The sequence below is a fragment of the Duganella vulcania genome, from assembly GCF_009857655.1.
GTDB lineage: Bacteria > Pseudomonadota > Gammaproteobacteria > Burkholderiales > Burkholderiaceae_D > Rugamonas > Rugamonas vulcania.
The window spans coordinates 66,253-84,667 of the sequence record NZ_WWCX01000005.1 but is presented as its reverse complement, the minus strand read 5'-3'; the positions used below and the strand labels follow the sequence as shown (position 1 = coordinate 84,667).

Here is an 18,415-nt window from a genome sequence, read left to right as displayed (position 1 = left end):
TGTTGCTTCCGCAGCACTTTTTTGGCCGAATTGGCGCTGTATAGGCAGGCTGGTAAAGGGTATAATGCGCGCAAAGGAAATTCTGCATTACAAGTATCTCGTGCTCCATCTACCTTTAATCCGCAGCCATGCTGCATCAACCATCCTCCAAACATGTTGATTCTGCCGGGCTCCAACGCCCTGTCCGCATTCCGTAGCCAACGCCTGTTAACTCAACTGCAAGCCGCGCTGCCTGCCGTCGCCGCCGTCCAGGCGCGCTATGTCCACTTCATCGACGCCGCCGAACCGCTGTCGGCCGACGACACCAGCCGCCTCGGCGCGCTGCTGACCTACGGTGAGCCGGCCCACGCCGACAACACCGATGGCGTGGTCGAAGAGTTCTTCGTCATCCCGCGCTTCGGCACGATCTCGCCGTGGGCCTCCAAGGCCACCGACATCGTCCACAACTGCGGCATGGCGCACATCAAGCGCGTCGAGCGCGGCATCGCGTTCCGCATCAATTTGAAGAGCGGCATTTTGGGCAGCAGCATCGGCGCCGCCAAGAAGCTGTCGGATGAAGAAGTGCAGGCCGTCGCCGCGCTGCTGCACGACCGCATGACCGAATCGGTGCTGCGTCATCCGGACGAAGCGGCCGGCTTGTTCCGCACGCTGGAAGCGAAGCCGCTGGAATCGGTCGACGTGATCGGCATGGGCAAGGCCGCGCTGGAAAAGGCCAACACGGACCTGGGCCTGGCGATGTCGGACGACGAGATCGAATACCTGGACGCCGCCTTCACCAAGGCAGGCCGCAATCCGACCGACGTCGAGCTGATGATGTTCGCGCAGGCGAACTCGGAGCACTGCCGCCACAAGATCTTCAACGCCGATTGGACCATCGACGGCGTCGCGCAACCGAAGTCGCTGTTCGGCATGATCAAGAACACGCACCAGTTGCAGCCCAAGGGCACCATCGTCGCCTACAGCGACAACTCGTCGATCATGGAAGGCGCGGAAGTGATGCGCTTCTTCCCGCAGGGCGACGCCCACCAGTACGCGCCGACCACCGAGTTGACGCACACGCTGATGAAAGTGGAAACCCACAATCACCCGACCGCGATTTCCCCATTCCCAGGCGCCTCCACCGGCGCCGGCGGCGAGATCCGCGATGAAGGCGCGACCGGCCGTGGCGCCAAGCCGAAGGCCGGCCTGACTGGCTTCACCGTGTCGAACCTGATGCTGCCGGGCGCCGTGCAGGCGTGGGAAAACGACGCTCCGGTCACTGCGCCGGTGGCCGACTACCGCAGCAGCGGCAAGGCATACGGCAAGCCAGACCGCATCGCTTCGGCGCTGCAGATCATGATCGAAGGCCCGCTGGGCGGCGCCGCTTTCAGCAATGAATTCGGCCGTCCGGTGCTGGGCGGTTACTTCCGTACCTACGAGCAGAATATCGGCAAGCAGTTCGCGGGCGCGCACGACACCGTGTTCGGCTATCACAAGCCGATCATGATCGCGGGCGGCATCGGTAACATCTCCGGCCAGCACACGCACAAGAACGACATCCCGGTCGGCAGCCTGCTGGTGCAGCTGGGCGGTCCCGGCATGCGCATCGGCATGGGCGGCTCGGCCGCTTCGTCAATGGCCACCGGCACCAACACCGCGGACCTGGACTTCGATTCGGTCCAGCGTGGCAATCCCGAGATGGAACGCCGCGCGCAGGAAGTGATCAACGGCTGCTGGCAGCTGGGCGCGAACAATCCGATCATCTCGATCCACGACGTCGGCGCCGGCGGCCTGTCGAACGCCTTCCCTGAGATCACCAACGACGCCAAGCGCGGTGCGATCTTCGACCTGCGCAAGATCCCGCTGGAAGAAAGCGGCATGGCGCCGAAAGAGATCTGGTCCAACGAATCGCAAGAGCGCTATGTGCTGGCGATCTCGCCGGACAGCCTGCCGATGTTCAAGGCGCTGTGTGAGCGTGAGCGCTGCCTGTTCGCCGTGGTCGGCACCGCGACCGAAGAGCGTCAACTGAAGCTGATCGACCCGGAGCTGGGCAACGAACCGGTCGACATGCCGATGGATGTCCTGCTGGGCAAACCGCCGAAGATGCAGCGCGATGTGCACCACGTGCAGAACCAATTCCCGGCCATCGACCTGACCGGCATGGACCTGGAGGAAGCCGCCAAGCGCGTGCTGCTGCTGCCTACCGTCGGCGACAAGTCCTTCCTGATCACCATCGGCGACCGCACCGTGGGCGGCATGTCCGTGCGCGACCAGATGGTCGGCCCATGGCAGGTGCCGGTGGCCGATTGCGCCGTCACCGCGATGAGCTTCGAAGGCTACCTGGGTGAAGCGATGGCGATGGGTGAGCGTACGCCGCTGGCCGTCATCAACGCCGCCGCGTCGGGCCGCATGGCGGTCGCCGAGGCGATCACCAACATCGCCGCCGCGCCGATCAAGGATATCTCCGACATCAAACTGTCCGCCAACTGGATGGCCGCCTGCGGCCAGCCTGGCCAGGACGCGGCGCTGTTCGACACCGTCAAGGCGGTCGGCATGGAGCTGTGCCCGGCCCTGGGCATCAGCATCCCGGTCGGCAAGGATTCGCTGTCGATGCGCACCACGTGGAAGGACGAGGGCGACGCCAAGGCTGTCACCTCGCCGGTGTCGCTGATCGTCTCGGCCTTCGCGCCGGTGCACGACGTGCGCAAATCGCTGACGCCACAGATCAAGACCGATGCCGGCGACACCGCCATCATCCTGATCGATCTGGGTCGTGGCAAGAACCGCCTGGGCGCTTCCGCGCTGTCGATGGTCATGGGCCAGCTGGGCAACGAGACGCCTGACGTGGACAGCCCTGAAGACCTGAAGGCCTTCTTCACCGCGATCCAGCAACTGAACAACGACGGCAAGCTGCTGGCCTACCACGACCGTTCCGACGGCGGCCTGTATGGCACGCTGACCGAGATGGCCTTCGCCGGCCGCGCGGGCCTGTCGATCAACCTCGACATCCTGACGCTGGAAGAGGGGCACGGCGCCGACCAGGGCGACGCCAAGAACTGGGCCGGCCAGATCGCCGAGCGCCGCAACGAGCAAACCCTGCGCGCGCTGTTCTCCGAGGAGCTGGGCGCGGTGATCCAGGTTCGCGCGGAAGAGAAGTCGCTGGTAATGGACGTGCTGCGCACCTTCAACCTGGGCGCCTGCAGTCATATCATCGGCAAGCCGAACGACCGTGGCGTGATCGAGTTTACCCGCGATGCCAAGAACATCTACAGCAAGCCGCGTTCGGAACTGCATCGCCTGTGGAGCGAAACCAGCTGGCGCATCGCCCGCCTGCGCGACAACCCAGCTTGCGCCGATGCCGAATACGACCGCATCCTGGACGAAGCCGATCCAGGCATCACGCCGAAGATCACCTTCGACCTGACCGAGAATGTGGCCGCGCCGTTCCTGGCGACCGGTGTGCGTCCACGCGTTGCGATCCTGCGTGAGCAGGGCGTCAACTCGCATATTGAAACCGCTTACGTGATGCACCAGGCGGGCTTCAACGCGGTCGACGTCCACATGAGCGACCTGATTGCAGGCCGTGTCAAACTGGATGACTTCCAGGGCATCATCGCCGTCGGCGGCTTCTCGTACGGCGACGTGCTGGGCGCCGGCGAAGGCTGGGCCAAGACCATCCTGTTCAACGCCGCGCTGGCTGAGCAGTTCGCCCGCTTCTTCGCACGCACCGACAGCTTCGGCCTGGGCGTCTGCAACGGCTGCCAGATGATGAGCAACCTGAAGTCGATCATCCCAGGCGCGCATGCGTGGCCCAAGTTCACCACCAACAAATCGGAAAAATTCGAGGCGCGCTTCGCGATGGTGGAAGTGCTGGATTCGCCGTCGATCTTCTTCAACGGCATGGCTGGCACGCAGACCGCCATCGCCATCGCCCACGGCGAAGGCTATGCGGACTTCACGCAGACCGGCAACATCAATGAAGCCGTGGCAGCGATGCGCTTTGTCGATAACCGCGGCGCTGCCACCGAAGCCTATCCGTACAATCCTAACGGCTCGCCGCAAGGTTTGACGTCGGTAACCACGGCGGACGGCCGCTTTACGGTAATGATGCCGCACGCGGAGCGTGTATTCCGCTCGGTGCAGCAATCGTGGCATCCTGAATCGTGGGGCGAAGATTCGCCATGGATGCGCATGTTCCGCAACGCGCGCAAGTTCGTCGGCTAAGCATTAGGAGCCTTCTGAAAACCCCGGAGTTGCCTGCCAACTCCGGGGTTTTTTCATGCTGAGCAAACGAATTTCATTTTCCCAGGTTGGTTAATTAATATAGAATAGTTTTAGATAACTTTTTGGGAGGCAAAGTGAGAATTTTCCGACCATATTTGGTTTTGATGGCTGCGTTGCTTAGCGCTACCGCCAGCGCCGCAAACCAGCAGTACCACTTGTCATACACGTCCAGTTCGCTCTACGGTGGCTCACCATGGGTGGTGGAGGCCGACTTTACCGGTCAAAGTGAGGGCGACCTCATACGTCAACTGCAGTTCAGTAGCTTGAAAATCGGTGGGACATCTATCAATTCCATTGACTCTGCCGTCCCGATGTATGGCGATTTCGGCGAGGCTATTCTGTCATTCAGCGGCAAGTCCAACGACTTTTGGCTTTATGGTCGCCAGGGGGCCGGAGTGTCGGCAAGTCTCCGCAGCTATACAGCCGAGGCTGGACGGGAGCCCGACCAACTGAACGCTGTGTTGTACTTTGCTAACGGCGATGGTTCGACCGATGAGGTGGGCCTGTCCGATTTTAACCTTAACGCAAGTTGGACGGTAACGGCCGTTCCCGAACCCGAGACCTATACAATGTTGCTGCTTGGCTTAGGTACTATTATTTTGAGGGGGCGGCGAGGAAAGAAATAAGCGTACTTTGCTATATTTAATTTTTCGCTTTTCAGCTCAGTTATCACCAAAATGCTTATTCGCCTCACGATAACTGAGTTTCGAAAGCTGCTGTTTCTCTTTGAGTATAAATGCCCGGACCGCTTCAGGATCGTGACGGGCATAGTCCCGCAATGCCCAACCGATCGCCTTTTGTATAAAAAACTCTTTCTCATGTGCCAATGCGACGGAATAGTTGAATAACCTATTTTTGTCAGTCTTTTCTCGCCAGCCCAATTGATGTAATAGCGCAATTCGTCGCACCCACATATTATCGTGCAATAGCGCCTGATCCATTCCTTCATGTCCAAAACGCAGGATCTTTCCAATAACTGAAGCCAGCGGATCTACGCTATCCCACCAGGACTTTTTCTGTGCCAATTCAAGTAAAACCGGCACATGTGAGATGTCGAGTATTTTCGAGTGCATGCTGAGCAAATCTGCTGCCACATACTGATATTCCCTTTCGGGACGCTGCCAAAATTGTTCTGCATATTGCAGAATATCCTTCGCACTTGATCCTTGTAAAGACTTTAATAGAATCCGGGTTGCCTGCCGGCGCTGTGGCGTGGCGATTCCCAGAAAAGGAAATTGGTCGCGCATATACGCGCGCATGGCGGGCGCGCGGCCGGGCGTCACGGCGGAGGCGAGGGCAGTGTCGAGGTCGGCATGGAATTGGGCATTCATGGGGTCAAGTATAGATGATTCCGGCTCCAGCCCGGAGAATTAGCCAAAAATTGGCATGAACTTGCCAGTTTCTGGCCTGCATGGGCAAAAAGCAAGGCACTCGACGGAGTGCCTTGAACGGCTCGTACTTATGCGTTTTGACGCGACTGCTGCCCAAGCTGGAATATGCTGACGATTCTGCGCCAGATTAACCTGTTCGATACCCGATGTCTGTTGCTGCTTCGCCGTGCTGATTGCGCTCATAATATCAGCGACATGTTTTTACGCTGTCGACGATTTCGGTCATGATACTACCCGCTTCCTCGAACATTGCTGCCCGTATCCAGGTTGGCGACCGAATCGGTAATTAATTCCTTAATCTCCTTGGCCGCCGCTGCGGAGCGTTGCGCTAGATTGCGAACTTCAGAAGCCACGACTGCAAATCCATGTCCTTGATCACCCGCGCACACCGCTTCTACCGCGGCATTTAATGCAAGGATATTAGTCTGGAACGCGATGCCATCAATAACCGAGATAATATCGGGAGGAAGCGTTTATTGAAGTCGTGGTATTGACGACTTCAGAAACCACCGCGCCACTTTTCATCGCCACCTCGGAGGCTTTGGCGGCCAATCCATTCGCCTGGTTGGCATTGGCGGCATTCTGTTTAACCGTCGACGTCATACCAGGGAAGTGCACAGATCGGCGCCTGTTGCGTCGCCGCCAAAAACAAAAAGGCGCCTCGAAGGGCGCCCTTTGGACAGCAAGAAACAGTATTACTGGATCTTGGCTTTCTTGGTCAGTTCGTCGCGGAAGGCGGCGATCTTACGCTGTTGCAGGGCTTCTGCGACCTGGCCTTTGACTTCTTCCAGCGAAGGCAGCTTGGTGGCGCGGGATTCTTCCAGCTTGATGACGTGGTAGCCGAACTCGGTCTTCACCGGGGTCTGGGTGATCTCGCCATTTTTCAGGGCAACCATCGCGTCGGCGAAAGGCTTGACCAGTTTGCCTGGAGTCATCCAGCCCAGGTCGCCGCCGTTGTTGGCGGAGCCGTCTTTCGATACCTTGGCCAGTTCCTCGAACTTGCCGCCGGCTTTCAGCTTGGCGATGATGTCTTTGGCTTCCTGCTCGGTGGCGACCAGGATGTGACGCGAATGGTATTCTTTGTCGCCCATGGCGGCCTTGTACTTGTCGTACTCGGCTTTGATTTCGGTATCTTTTACCGGATTCTTTTTAACGTAGTCAGCCAGCATCGCGTTGATGATGATGCTCTGACGTGCGTTTTCGATTGCCGCCTTGACTTCCGGCTTGGTGCCGAAACCTTGTTTGTCCGCTTCCTGGATCATGACTTCGCGTCCGATCAGTTCTTTCTTGACCATTTCACGCAGTTGCGGGCTGTCAGGCTGCTGGCCTTGGGCGACCACTTGCTTGACCATTTGATCCACTTTGGCGGCGGGAATAGCCTTGCCATTGACGGTCGCGACGTTTTGCGCGAATACCGGTGCTGCTACGACAGCGATCAGTGCTAACAACAGGCGGGCTGGCTTCAACATCATTATTAAATCCTATAAAAAAACTAGAAATCGCACTCGGCGGTGCATTGTATCAACGCAAAATTAAAAACGGCGCCCCGCAGGGCGCCGCCTTCATCTGTAACATTACTGCACTTTTGCTTTCTTGACCAGTTCTTCTTGGTAGGCTTGCAATTTCTTCTGGGCCAGTGCTTCCGCAACTTGCGGCTTCACTTCTTCCAGGGTAGGCAGCTTGGCTGGACGGATGTCGTCCACCTTGATCACGTGGAAGCCGTTCGGGGTTTGAACTGGCTTCTCGGTGACCTGGCCTTTTTGCAGGCCGACGAAGGCTGCCGAGAACGCTGGTGGGAAGGACGAAGGCACTGCCCAGTCCAGATCGCCGCCATTGGCTGCCGAACCGGTGTCTTTCGAGGCTTTGGCCAGCTCTTCGAACTTGGCGCCGCCCTTGATCTTGGCGATCACGTCGTTGGCTTCGGCTTCGGTGGCCAGCATGATGTGGCGTACGTGGTATTCCTTGTCGCCGTTCTGGGCCACGAAGCGGTCGTATTCAGCCTTGATGTCGGCGTCCGAAACCGGATTCTTCTTAATGTAGTCGCCGACCAGCGCGTTGATGATGATGGCTTGGCGGGCGTTTTCGATTTGCGTTTTTACCGCTGCATCTTTGCCGAAACCTTGCTTTTCCGCTTCCTGCATCATCACTTCGCGGCCGATCAGGTCCTTCTTGATCAGTTCGCGCAGTTGTGGCGAATCAGGCTGCTGGCCTTGGGCGACGACCTGCTTGACAACCGCCTCCACGCGCGAGGTAGGGATGGCTTTGCCATTAACTACGGCAACGTTTTGTGCGAAAGCAGGTACTGCGGCAACGGCGAGAAGTGCAATCAGCAAACTGGCTGGCTTGAAAGTCATTATTAATTCCTGTAAGGGGAAAGTTTTAGCGAAATTGCCTGGGCAGGAGTTAGATCAGCTATCTGTCTTTGTGTTCAATTATTTTGAAACCGATAGCGACCGTTCCCAGACCAAGCGCTACATCATACTTCGGACGGAGCCAATGCGGTAATGGCCAATGCATGAATTTCTTTATGCATCATATCGTGCACGGAATCATACACGAGTCGATGTCTTGTGACGAGTTTGAGCCCCTCGAATTGTAACGAAACAATTCTAACGTTGTAATGACCCCCACCCGAGGCGGCGCCGGCATGGCCTGCGTGCAATGCGGAATCGTCCTCCAGCGTCAGTTCCAGCGGTGCCAGGGCGGCCTGGAAGCGGCTGCGCATGCGGTCTATGCGGGTATCGGTCATGCTTCATCCTTGATGTGGCGGGACAGATAAATAGTCTGGCCGACGATAAACACAAACATGATCGCGGTCGAACCAAACGCCTTAAAGCTGACCCAGGAACTGGTGTCGCCTTTAAACAAAACGAAGGCGACATACCAGTTCAGGAAGCCCATCGCGACAAAGAAACAGATCCATGCCAGGTTCAGGCGGGCCCAGATCAGGTCCGGCAATTGGATGATCTCTTCCATCGATTTGCGCATCAAGTTCTTTTTAAAGACCAGTTCGCTAACCAGCAGGCCGGATGCAAAGAACCAATAGACGATGCTCAATTTCCATTTGATGAAATCTTCGTCGTGCAAGTAAATGGTCAGGCCGCCGAAGAATACAAACATGGCCAGCGAGAACCACAGCACGAAGTCGACCTTGCGCCCGCGCGCCTTGATATACCCGATCTGGGCCATCGTCGCCAGGATGCCGACCAGCGTCGCGATCACGATCGGGGACTCGTCCGGCTTCACCGAGCCGCCGGAAATCATGCCGCTCAGGTAGGTATTGATGAAGTGCTGGGCCGCCTCGGCATTCCAGCCCGACAGCTTGTAGGCGGCAAAGAACAGCAGCAGCGGGATCAGGTCGAACAGAAATTTCATGTTGTTTTAAATGTTATTGTGGATCGAAGCGCAAGGACGCCGAATTAATGCAATAGCGCAACCCAGTCGGGGGCGGGCCGTCCGGGAACACGTGGCCCAGATGGGCGTCGCATACCGCGCAGATGATTTCGGTGCGCAGCATACCATGGGTGCGGTCGGTTTTTTCAATGACATTGGCGGGATCGAGCGCTTCGAAATAGCTCGGCCAGCCGCAGCCGGAATCGAATTTGGCGTCGGAGCGGAACAAGGGCGTATCGCAGCACACGCAGGTGTAGATGCCGTGTTCGTGGTGATCCCAGAACTTGCCGGTAAAAGCGCGTTCGGTGGCGGCGTGGCGCGTGACTTGATATTCCATCGGGTCCAGCATGGCGCGCCATTCGGCGTCGGATTTGGTGACTTTATTGGTCATGGCTTATTGCTCGCTTAAAAGATGAAATTGTTCAAAATGGACAGGGCTAGGCGCAACGACGAAGGCAGTGCGCTAGCACGGCGAGGAGTTGCAACAAAGCCATGGCCTTTTTGAGCAATTTCATGAAGAACAGCTTACTTCAAGGTGGCTTGCCCAGTCCGGAGGCAAGGCGGCGTATTGATCATGCTCAGGCTGTTCGTCGTATGGGCGCTGCAAAACTGAGAGCAGACGTTCCACTTCAGTAAAGTCCTTATTCTGAGACTTTTCAATAGCAACCTGCGCTAAATAATTACGCAGCACGTATTTGGGGTTGACCTTGTTCATCGCAAGCTTGCGCGTGGCGTCGTCGCTGGCCTCGGCCTGCAGGCGGGCGCGATATTGAATCGCCCAGGCGTCGAAGGCCGGGCGGTCGATGAACAGGTCGCGCAACGGCTCGTCGCCGCTGGCATCAGCCGCTTTCAAGCCGCTCAAACGGCGGAAGAAGAGGGTGAAATCGACGCTGTTGGCCTGCATTAGCGCAAACATGGCGTCGCATAGCGCGCGGTCGGCATCAGCGTGTTCGGGCAGCATGGCCAAGCCCAGCTTGCCGTGCAGGAGCTCATCCATTTTGGCGGCGAACGCGGGCTGGTAGACGTCCAGCGCGGCCTGCGTCGCATCCACTTCGCCGATCAAAGGCAGCAGGGCCTGACCCAGTGCGTAGCAATTCCAGTGGCCAACCTGTGGCTGATTTGCATACGAATAGCGGCCTTGCTGGTCGGTATGGTTGCAGATGTGGTCGGAATCGAAAGCTTCCATGAAGCCGAACGGGCCGTAATCCAGGGTCAGGCCCAGGATGGACATATTGTCGGTGTTCATCACGCCATGCATGAAGCCGACCGCCTGCCAGTGGGCGATCATGTGCGCCGTACGGCGCGTGACTTCGGCCAGGAACGCCTGGTATGGATTGGCTTCCGCGCGCAATTCCGGGTAAAAGCGGTCGATGACGTAGTCCGCCAGCACCTTCAGCTCATCGTTCTTGTTGCGGTAGAACCAGTGTTCGAAAGAGCCGAAACGCACGAAGCTGGGCGCCATGCGGACCACCACGGCCGAGGTTTCGACGGTCTCCCGCATCACGCCCTGGTCCGAGCCTGCCACCGACAGCGCGCGCGAGGTCGGAATGCCGAGCCCGTGCATGGCTTCCGAGCACAGGAACTCGCGTATCGACGAGCGCAACACGGCGCGGCCATCGCCCATGCGCGAGTAGGGCGTCAGGCCGGCGCCTTTCCATTGCAATTCCATCGGCCCATCGGCGGTGGCGACGTCGCCGAACAGCATGGCGCGGCCGTCGCCCAGCTGGCCGGCCCAGACGCCGAACTGGTGGCCGGAATACACGGCCGCCAGCGGCTCGGCGCGCTCCGGCGCGGCGTTGCCGGCCAGGATGTCGAGGCTGTCGGCCACTTGCGCCGGCGTCAATCCGATCAGCGCCGCAGCCGGCGCGCTGATGGCGACCAGATAAGGCGCCGGCAACGGCGTCGGCATCAGGCGGGTGTAAAAAGCGGGCGGCAGGGACGCGAAGGAATTGTCCAGGGGCAGTTTAGAGGCAGTAATGGCAGTTCCCGGTTCGAAGTAAGTCCCGATTTTACCCCAGCGCGCAGGTGCTGCGCTGCAGCATCGAAATGCGTTGACGGTCGTCGCGTGGGCGCTACAAACTCATTCATCCAATACCAAACTTTCCCAGGAGTCCACACATGTATCCCCAGAGTCCGCTGATGGGCCAGATGATGAACCAGCCCTTGCTCGTTTCGAGCATTTTGGACTTCGCCGCCCGGCATTACGCCAACAGCGAGATCGTTTCGCGCCGCGTTGAAGGGGACTTGCACCGCTACACCTTCCGCGACTGCCAACAGCGCGTCAAGCGCCTGGCCAACGCCCTGCATGGTCTTGGCGTCGGCATGGGCGAACGCGTGGCCACGCTGGCCTGGAACGGCTACCGCCACCTGGAAGCCTACTACGCCGTGTCCGGCTCGGGCGCCGTGCTGCACACCATGAACCCGCGCCTGCATCCCGAGCAGCTGGCCTACATCTGCAACCACGCCGAAGACCAGTACCTGATGTTCGACTTCTGCTTCCTGCCGCTGGTGGAAGCGTTCGCGCCCTTGTGCAAGACCATCAAGGGCTACATCCTGCTTGGCGCGGCCGACCGCATGCCGGCCGAGACCAGGATCCCGAACCTGCTGTGCTACGAGGACTTGATCAACTCCCATTCCGCCGAGTTCGAGTGGCCGCTGTTCGACGAGAATTCCGCCTGCACCTTGTGCTACACCTCCGGCACCACGGGCAATCCCAAGGGCGCGCTGTACTCGCACCGCTCGACCGTGCTGCACGCCTACGCGTCGGCCCTGCCCAACGTGCTCAACGTGTCCTCACGCGATACCGTGATGCCGGTGGTGCCCATGTTCCACGTCAATGCCTGGGGCCTGCCGTACTCGGTGCCGCTGTCCGGCGCCAAGATGGTGTTCCCCGGCGCGGCGCTGGACGGCAAGTCGGTCTACGAGCTGATGGAGCAGGAGCAGGTCACGTTCTCGGCCGGCGTGCCGACCGTGTGGCTGGGCCTGATCAACTACGCGGTGCAGAACAAGCTCAAGTTCTCGTCCTTCCGCCGCACGGTGATCGGTGGCTCGGCCTGCCCGCCGGCGATGATGGACACGCTCATCGACGAATTTGGTGTCGAGGTCGTGCACGCCTGGGGCATGACGGAAATGTCGCCGCTCGGCACCGCCGGCGGCCTGTTGACCAAGCATCTGGGCCTGGGCAAGGAAGCGCAGCGCAAGATCCTGCAAAAGCAGGGCCACGGCATCTACGGCGTCGACATGAAGATCACCGACGACGATGGCAAGGAGTTGCCGTGGGATGGCGTCAGCTATGGGCACCTGATGGTCAAAGGCCCGTGGATCATCTCGCGCTATTTCAAGGACGAGGGGGGCGACGTGCTGGAGGACGGCTGGTTCCCGACCGGCGACGTGGCCACCATCGATGCCGACGGCTTCATGCAGATCACCGACCGCAGCAAGGACGTCATCAAGTCCGGCGGCGAGTGGATCGGCACCATCGACCTGGAGAACGTCGCCATGTCGCACCCGGCGGTGATGCAGGCCGCCTGCATCGGCGTGGCGCATCCCAAGTGGGACGAACGGCCGCTGCTGGTCGTCGTGCTGAAACCCGGCCAGGAGCTCAAGCGTGAAGACCTGCTGGCCCACTTCGACGGCAAGGTCGCCAAATGGTGGCTGCCGGACGACGTGGTGTTCGCCGATGCGCTGCCGGTCGGTGGCACCGGCAAGATCCAGAAGAACAAGTTGCGCGAACAGTACCGCAACTACCGCCTGCCCAACATCTGAGGCGGCGCTATTTCCTGGCCGGAGCATGTTGGCCCATGGGCAGCTCCGGCAGGAACACCAGCATCAGCAGCCCCAGGCCGACCAGCACGGTGCCGGTGGCGAAGATATTGCCGATGGCATGGCGGTAGAGGCCGGCCGTGGCCGTTTGCCCGTGCAGGCGCTGGGCCAGGATGGCCCCCGAACCGGTCACGCCGATCAGGCCGCCCAGCGAGCGGAAGAAGGTCATCATCGCGGTGCCGACGCCGCGCCGGTTGGCGGGCAGGGCGTTCTGCACGGCCATCGTCATGTTCGGCATCACCAGGCCCAGGCCGGCGCCCAGCGTGAAGATGGCCGGCTCCAGCACCAGGTAGCCGGCCGAGTTGGCGATGCCCCAGGCCAGCACGGCGAACGACAGCGTCGCCAGGCCAAGGCCGATGGTCTGCGCCGGCTTGTAGCGGCCGTGGAATTTGGCCAGCACGCGGCCGTTCTGGGTCGACGCGATCACCAGCCCGATCATCATCGGCATCGTCAGCAGGCCCGAGTGGGCCGGGCTGACGCCCATCACCATCTGGAACAGCAGCGGAAAGAACACGCTCGATCCCATCATGCCGACGAAGGTCAGCGCCAGCACCGCGCTGGCCACGTTGAACACGCGGTTGTGGAACAGGTCCGGCGGCAGCACCGGCTCCGGCACCCGGCGCACGTGCCACAGCAGCGCCGCCGCCAGTGCCGCCGCCAGCAGGCTCAGATATTTCACCTCATCGGAGTTCCACGGCCATTGCGTGCCGCCCAGGGCCAGCACCAGCAGCGCGGCGGTCACCGCGCCGGTCAGCAGCACCGAGCCGAGATAGTCGATCTTGTGCGCGTGATGCGGGCTGGTGTGGTGCAGCGATTTCGAGATCACATACAGCGCCAGCGCGCCCATCGGCAGGTTGACGTAAAAGATCCAGTGCCACGACAGCCAGTCCGTCAGCAGGCCGCCCAGCACCGGCCCCAGCACGCTGGCCACCGCGTACACGGCGGCGATGCTGCCTTGCCTCTTGCCGCGCTCGGCTGGCGGCACCAGGTCGCCGATGACGATCTGCGCCAGCGGCAGGAAGCCGCCCGCGCCCAGGCCCTGGATCGCGCGGAAGGCGATCAGCTCGGTCATGTTCTGCGCCAGCCCGCACAAGGCGGAGCCGGCGAGGAAGGTGGCGATGGCTGTGTACAGCAGCGGCTTGCGGCCGTACTGGTCGCTCAGCTTGCCGTACAGCGGCATCATGGCGGTCGAGGCCAGCACATAGGCCGTCACCACCCACGACAGGTGGGCGATGCCGCCCAGGTCGGTGACGATGCGCGGCAACGCGGTGGCGACAATGCTCTGGTCCAGCGCGGACAGGCCGATCATGATGACCAGGCCCATGTAGATGGCGCGGATTTCCTTGGCCGTGATGGGCGCGTTGTCTGCATGCATGGTCATTCGCCGATCTCGTTCAGGTATTGGATGGCGTTGCGCAGCGCCCGCGCGCCTTCCGGCGGCAGTTGCGCCAGCTTGCGGGCGAGCCAGTCGCGGCGGCGGCCGCGGATGTCGTCGATCACGGCCGCGCCTTGCTCGGTCAGCAGCAGGCCGATGCGGCGGCGATCCTCGGGATTGGGCGTGTCACGCCGCACCAGGCCGGCGTTTTCCAGAGCCTTGATGTGGCCGCTCATGGTCGGGCCGCGCAGCTTCTCCATGCGTGCCAGCTCGGCCACGCCGATGCCGGGCGTCTGGCTGATGATGGACAGCAGCAGCTTGTGCTGCAGCGACAGCCCGTAGGGATCGCTGTCGCCTTCCTGGCGGATACGGCGGAAGACGTGGTGCAGGGCAGTGCGCAGATCGTCCGCCAGCGCGATGGCGTCCTTGGGGACCGGGGTTTCTTTGATCATGGCTTTCAATATAGGTAGGCTACCTATCTATATTAAGCGATGGCCGGCCGGACTTCAAGGCGAAAAAAAAGCCCGGCGAACCGGGCTCAGGGCGGAGCGCGTTGTTACTTGAGGGCGCCAAACACCTTGCCGATCAGCTTGCTGCCGGCGCCGAGCGGATCGGCGCGGATGGCTTTTTCCTCTTCGCCGATCATCGTGTACAGGCCGTCCAGCGCGCGCTGGGTGACATAGCCTTCCACCGTCGACTGCTCCTTGGCCAGCACGCCAAGTTTGGGCGCCATCGCCATCGCGGTGTTGTACTTGTTGGCCAGGTCGGAGCGGTCGGTGACCTTTTTCACGATCGGCAGGAACTGCACCGCCAGCTTGGGCGAAGTCTTCTCACGGAAGAAGTCGGTCACCGAGGTCTCGCCGCCGGTCAGGATGTTCTTGGCGTCGGTGATGGTCATCGACTTGACGGCGTCCAGCAGCAGCGGCTTGGCCATCGGTACTGCGGCCTCGGCCGCATGGTTCATCTGCACCACCAGGTCGTCGAGCTGCTGGCTCTTGCCGGTCATCTTCAGCAGCGGGCGCGCCTGCTCCAGGATCTTCGGCAGCGGGATGCGGACCTTCTCGTTGTTGAGGAAGCCGTTCTCCGCGCCCAGTTTGGAGACCGCCAGCGTCGAGCCTTTTTCCAGCGCCGCCTTCAGTCCGCCCGAGGCGTCCTGGTTGCTCAGGTCGGCCAGCGACAGCGCATAGGCGCTGGCAGCCGCCAGTGTCAGGGGAAGCAGCAGGGCGATGGAACGGCGGGAGATGGACATGGTGGACCTCGAAGTTGGCTGGGCCGGCGGCTGCCGGTTCGCCGCTACTTTACCCCAGCGCCGCTCATGCCGCCAGCGCCGGCATCTCGCGCGCCAGCCGCTGCAGCAGTCGGTCGCACTCGAACACGCTCAGCGTCTTGTGGCTGTCGCCTTCGCCCTCGATGTCGATCACCTCGTCCATCTCGCTACGCGGATCGTCGTGCGCGCCGGTGTTGCGCATCATCTTGGGCGCCGCAAAGCGGCGGTTGTCGTTGATGGTCAGGATATTCTCGACCGCGTCCACCACCAGCCCGTACAGGTCCGCGCCGCGCTCGACGATCAGGATCTTGGACTGCCCGACGCCGGCCAGCGGCGGCATCTGGTACAGGCTGCGCAGGTCGATCACCGTGATCATCTGCTGGCGCAGGTTCAGCATGCCGCGCATGAAGGCCGGCATGCCGGGCGGGCAGCTGATGTCGCCGGAATAGTCGATGATCTCGCGCACCTGCCTGATCTCCACCGCGTAGCTGCTCTCCAGCGCGAAGGTGATGTAGACCTGGCGCTGCCCGCGCCGTGTGGCGCCCTCGGCCTTGACGGCGGCGTCGGCCGGGTACAGGTTGGCGTGGCCGGCGCGCATTTCCCGGATCTCGTTGCTGCTGAAGATCTGGCGGTGGTCGAGGACGATGATGTCGCCCAGGTCCGGCTTGGAGAGGCAACCGCCGAACATGCCGGCGCGGGCCTTGCTCAGCAGTGGAATCGCCATCACTTCTTCGCTGTAGAAGCTGACGATGTTGTCGACCGAATCGACCAGGAAGCCGACGGTGGCGTCGTCGATGCGGGCGACAATGACGCGCTGTTCCGGCAGGAACTCGCGCCCGTCCGGTGCGGCCCCGTGGGCGGCGTCCAGCAGCGCGGCGAAGTCGACCACCGCCACCTGGCTGCCGCGGAAGTTGAACCGGCCCAGGCACAGCGCGCTGTTCAGCACGGACGCCTGCAACGCCGGCACGCGCATGATTTCCTGGATCGCGCCCATCTCCAGCGCGAACGACGAGGCGCCCACGCGGAAGCTGACGCATTTGCGCCGTTCGCCCTGGCTGCGGCGCGCGGCCTGGCGGTGGGCGCCCTGCAGCGCCAGCACCTGCGGCACGTTCTCGATGCGCGCCAGTGCGGCCGGGTCCAGCACCTGCACCAGGCGGGCGCCGTCGTCCAGCAGAATGGTGCCCGCCACCACGCCGCGGGTGTCGCCATCGGCGTAGCTCAGCGTGCTGCGCTGCTCGGGACGCACGCGCAGGATCTCGCCGGTGGCGTGGAACAGCATGCCCACCAGCACCCCCTGGTAATCGAGGATGGCGATCTTGTCGCCAGCCTGGGCGGCACGCGCCTGCGGACGGAACACGCGGCCCAGGTTGACCACAGGGATCACCGTGCCGCGCAAGGTGAACACGCCCTCCAGGAAAGCCGGCGACAGCGGCAGGGCGCTGATCTTTTCGGGCATGTGCACCACCTCGCGGATGCAGATTGCGGGCAGGGCGAACTCGTCGCCGTCCAGCACGAAGGAGCCGAACAGTTCGGTGGCGGGGGCCGCGCTGCTGCTATTGGCGTGCATGGGGACGCTCCTCCTGGGTGGCGATGATGTCGGTGACGGCGAAACTCTGGGTGGTGCAATCGACGGTCAGCGTGCGGCCATGGTGGCCGCCCAGCCTGCAATAGCTGACGTTGAGCCCCCACTGGCGCAGGTATTTGTGGGCGGCGGCCGCGTTTTTCTGGCCGACCTGGAGCCGCGGTGTCTGATGCTGGAACATATGGGCGCCGCCGGCCACCACCACCTCGATGTCGGGATAGTCGGCCTCGGCCGCGCCCATGAGCCGCAACAGCGACGGCACGGCCTGGCTGACGTAGCGCGCGCCGAATGCCGGCTCGCGCGCCGGCGCCTCGGGCAGCAGGCAATGGGCAAGGCCGCAGCAGCCGCGCTTCTTCCACAGGAAGGCGATGCCGACGCAGGAACCGAGCAACGCATGCAGCTGGTCGCTGCGCTCCCCAACCTCCAGTTTGCCGATCTGCACCTGCAGGCAGCGCGGCATGGTGGCCGGAGTGGACTTGGCGGAAGGGGCGGTGGCGGTGTTTTTCATATCGTATAAATCATCGGACGTTCGTAGCGGTAGGCCGTGTTGAGGCCGCCGATCGATTCGGATTCCCCCAGGATCAGCCTGGCGTGCGGCGCCATGCTGTGGCGGGCCAGTCTCAAGACGGCTTCCTGGTGTTCCTGGTCGAAATAGATCAGCACATTGCGCAGGAAGACCAGGTCGAACTGCCGGTGCGGCTTGAGTGGCGTCAGCAGGTTGTGCTGGGCCAGTTCCACATGCTGCTTGAGCGCGTCGACCACGCGCAGCCCCTTGCCGCCGGCCTTGAAGTACTTCCTCACCCATTCCGGATGCGACAGGTGGATGCGCTCGACCGAACGCCCGCCGTACTCGCCGGCGCGCGCCACCGCCAGGATCTGCCGCGAAATGTCGCTTGCCAGGATGCGGTAGCTGAAGCCCGGATGCGTGGCCTGGAACTCTTCGCACAGCATCGCCATCGAGTACAGTTCCTCGCCGCTGGAGGCCGCCGCCGACCAGATATCGAGCCGCCGGCCGCGTTGCGTGTCCCACCACGCAGGCAGGAACTCGTGCTCCACGTAGTCCCACACCTGCGGGGTGCGGAAGAACAGCGTGTCGTTGGTGGTGACCAGGTCGATGAAATGCGGGATTTCGGCGCGGTCATGCTCCACCTTGTCCAGATAGGCCTGGTAGCTGGCGATCTCCAGCGCCTGCATGCGCGGGCGCAGGCGCCGTTCCAGCAGCACGCTCTTGCGCTCGTTCATCGCGATGCCGGTGTGCTTGCGCACCAGCGCGATGAGGGCGCTCAGCGTGGCCGGGGACAGTCCTGCGCCGATGTTCATGC

The 18,415-nt window shown here is 61.7% G+C and carries 16 protein-coding genes and 1 pseudogene; 3 read left to right on the top strand and 14 right to left on the bottom strand.

The window, feature by feature from the left end; genetic code table 11:
• The first annotated feature begins 153 nt into the window (after positions 1-153).
• Together purL and GTP90_RS06400 are read left to right on the top strand one after the other, a co-directional pair.
• Positions 154-4,203: a phosphoribosylformylglycinamidine synthase gene (gene purL / locus GTP90_RS06405; RefSeq protein WP_161082708.1), complete on the top strand. Its 4,050-nt coding sequence runs from the start codon at positions 154-156 to the stop codon at positions 4,201-4,203.
• Positions 4,204-4,418: 215 nt separating this feature from the next.
• Positions 4,419-4,889 (top strand): PEP-CTERM sorting domain-containing protein, encoded by a 471-nt coding sequence (locus GTP90_RS06400; RefSeq protein ID WP_254451758.1) that lies wholly within the window; start codon positions 4,419-4,421, stop codon positions 4,887-4,889.
• A 36-nt stretch (positions 4,890-4,925) separates the two neighbouring features.
• On the opposite strand, the gene GTP90_RS06395 is transcribed toward GTP90_RS06400, so the two are convergent.
• From GTP90_RS06395 to GTP90_RS06360, 8 genes and pseudogenes are all read right to left on the bottom strand, one after another.
• Positions 4,926-5,594, bottom strand: coding sequence for a DNA alkylation repair protein (locus GTP90_RS06395; RefSeq protein ID WP_161082707.1), 669 nt, complete (start codon positions 5,592-5,594; stop codon positions 4,926-4,928).
• A gap of 39 nt (positions 5,595-5,633) precedes the next feature.
• Positions 5,634-6,257 (bottom strand): annotated as a pseudogene (locus GTP90_RS36365) (methyl-accepting chemotaxis protein); the annotation flags it as partial.
• 92 nt (positions 6,258-6,349) lie between these two features.
• The gene (locus tag GTP90_RS06385; RefSeq protein WP_161082706.1) at positions 6,350-7,126 is read right to left on the bottom strand and encodes a peptidylprolyl isomerase; all 777 of its coding nucleotides are present in this window, start codon (positions 7,124-7,126) and stop codon (positions 6,350-6,352) included.
• A gap of 102 nt (positions 7,127-7,228) precedes the next feature.
• The gene (locus GTP90_RS06380) at positions 7,229-8,008 is read right to left on the bottom strand and encodes a peptidylprolyl isomerase (RefSeq protein ID WP_161082705.1); all 780 of its coding nucleotides are present in this window, start codon (positions 8,006-8,008) and stop codon (positions 7,229-7,231) included.
• 122 nt (positions 8,009-8,130) lie between these two features.
• The gene (locus GTP90_RS06375) at positions 8,131-8,403 is read right to left on the bottom strand and encodes a BolA family protein (RefSeq protein ID WP_161082704.1); all 273 of its coding nucleotides are present in this window, start codon (positions 8,401-8,403) and stop codon (positions 8,131-8,133) included.
• Positions 8,400-9,029: a septation protein A gene (locus tag GTP90_RS06370; protein ID WP_161082703.1), complete on the bottom strand. Its 630-nt coding sequence runs from the start codon at positions 9,027-9,029 to the stop codon at positions 8,400-8,402. The genes GTP90_RS06375 and GTP90_RS06370 overlap by 4 nt, the downstream gene beginning before the upstream one ends.
• Positions 9,030-9,042: 13 nt before the next feature.
• Complete coding sequence (msrB, locus tag GTP90_RS06365; protein WP_117015030.1) at positions 9,043-9,438, bottom strand: peptide-methionine (R)-S-oxide reductase MsrB; 396 nt, start codon at positions 9,436-9,438, stop codon at positions 9,043-9,045.
• Positions 9,439-9,558: 120 nt separating this feature from the next.
• Complete coding sequence (locus GTP90_RS06360; protein WP_254451757.1) at positions 9,559-10,956, bottom strand: protein adenylyltransferase SelO; 1,398 nt, start codon at positions 10,954-10,956, stop codon at positions 9,559-9,561.
• 209 nt (positions 10,957-11,165) lie between these two features.
• Here GTP90_RS06360 and GTP90_RS06355 point away from each other — a divergent pair, with 209 nt between their 5' ends.
• Positions 11,166-12,812, top strand: coding sequence for a 3-(methylthio)propionyl-CoA ligase (locus GTP90_RS06355; protein WP_161082702.1), 1,647 nt, complete (start codon positions 11,166-11,168; stop codon positions 12,810-12,812).
• A gap of 7 nt (positions 12,813-12,819) precedes the next feature.
• Here GTP90_RS06355 and GTP90_RS06350 read toward each other — a convergent pair whose 3' ends face one another.
• The 6 genes from GTP90_RS06350 to GTP90_RS06325 all read right to left on the bottom strand — a co-directional run bounded on the left by GTP90_RS06350 (position 12,820) and on the right by GTP90_RS06325 (position 18,413).
• A complete protein-coding gene (locus GTP90_RS06350; protein ID WP_161082701.1) occupies positions 12,820-14,250 on the bottom strand; it encodes an MDR family MFS transporter in 1,431 nt (476 codons plus the stop codon).
• The gene (locus tag GTP90_RS06345) at positions 14,247-14,696 is read right to left on the bottom strand and encodes a MarR family winged helix-turn-helix transcriptional regulator (protein WP_161082700.1); all 450 of its coding nucleotides are present in this window, start codon (positions 14,694-14,696) and stop codon (positions 14,247-14,249) included. The genes GTP90_RS06350 and GTP90_RS06345 overlap by 4 nt, the downstream gene beginning before the upstream one ends.
• A 104-nt stretch (positions 14,697-14,800) precedes the next feature.
• On the bottom strand, positions 14,801-15,493 hold the full coding sequence (locus GTP90_RS06340) for a DUF4197 domain-containing protein (protein WP_161082699.1): 693 nt from the start codon (positions 15,491-15,493) through the stop codon (positions 14,801-14,803).
• A gap of 64 nt (positions 15,494-15,557) precedes the next feature.
• Positions 15,558-17,078: a chemotaxis protein CheW gene (locus GTP90_RS06335; RefSeq protein ID WP_161082698.1), complete on the bottom strand. Its 1,521-nt coding sequence runs from the start codon at positions 17,076-17,078 to the stop codon at positions 15,558-15,560.
• Complete coding sequence (locus GTP90_RS06330; RefSeq protein ID WP_161082697.1) at positions 17,065-17,601, bottom strand: chemotaxis protein CheD; 537 nt, start codon at positions 17,599-17,601, stop codon at positions 17,065-17,067. Before GTP90_RS06330 ends, GTP90_RS06335 begins: the two co-directional genes overlap by 14 nt.
• Complete coding sequence (locus GTP90_RS06325; protein ID WP_161082696.1) at positions 17,598-18,413, bottom strand: CheR family methyltransferase; 816 nt, start codon at positions 18,411-18,413, stop codon at positions 17,598-17,600. The genes GTP90_RS06330 and GTP90_RS06325 overlap by 4 nt, the downstream gene beginning before the upstream one ends.
• Positions 18,414-18,415 lie beyond the last annotated feature (2 nt).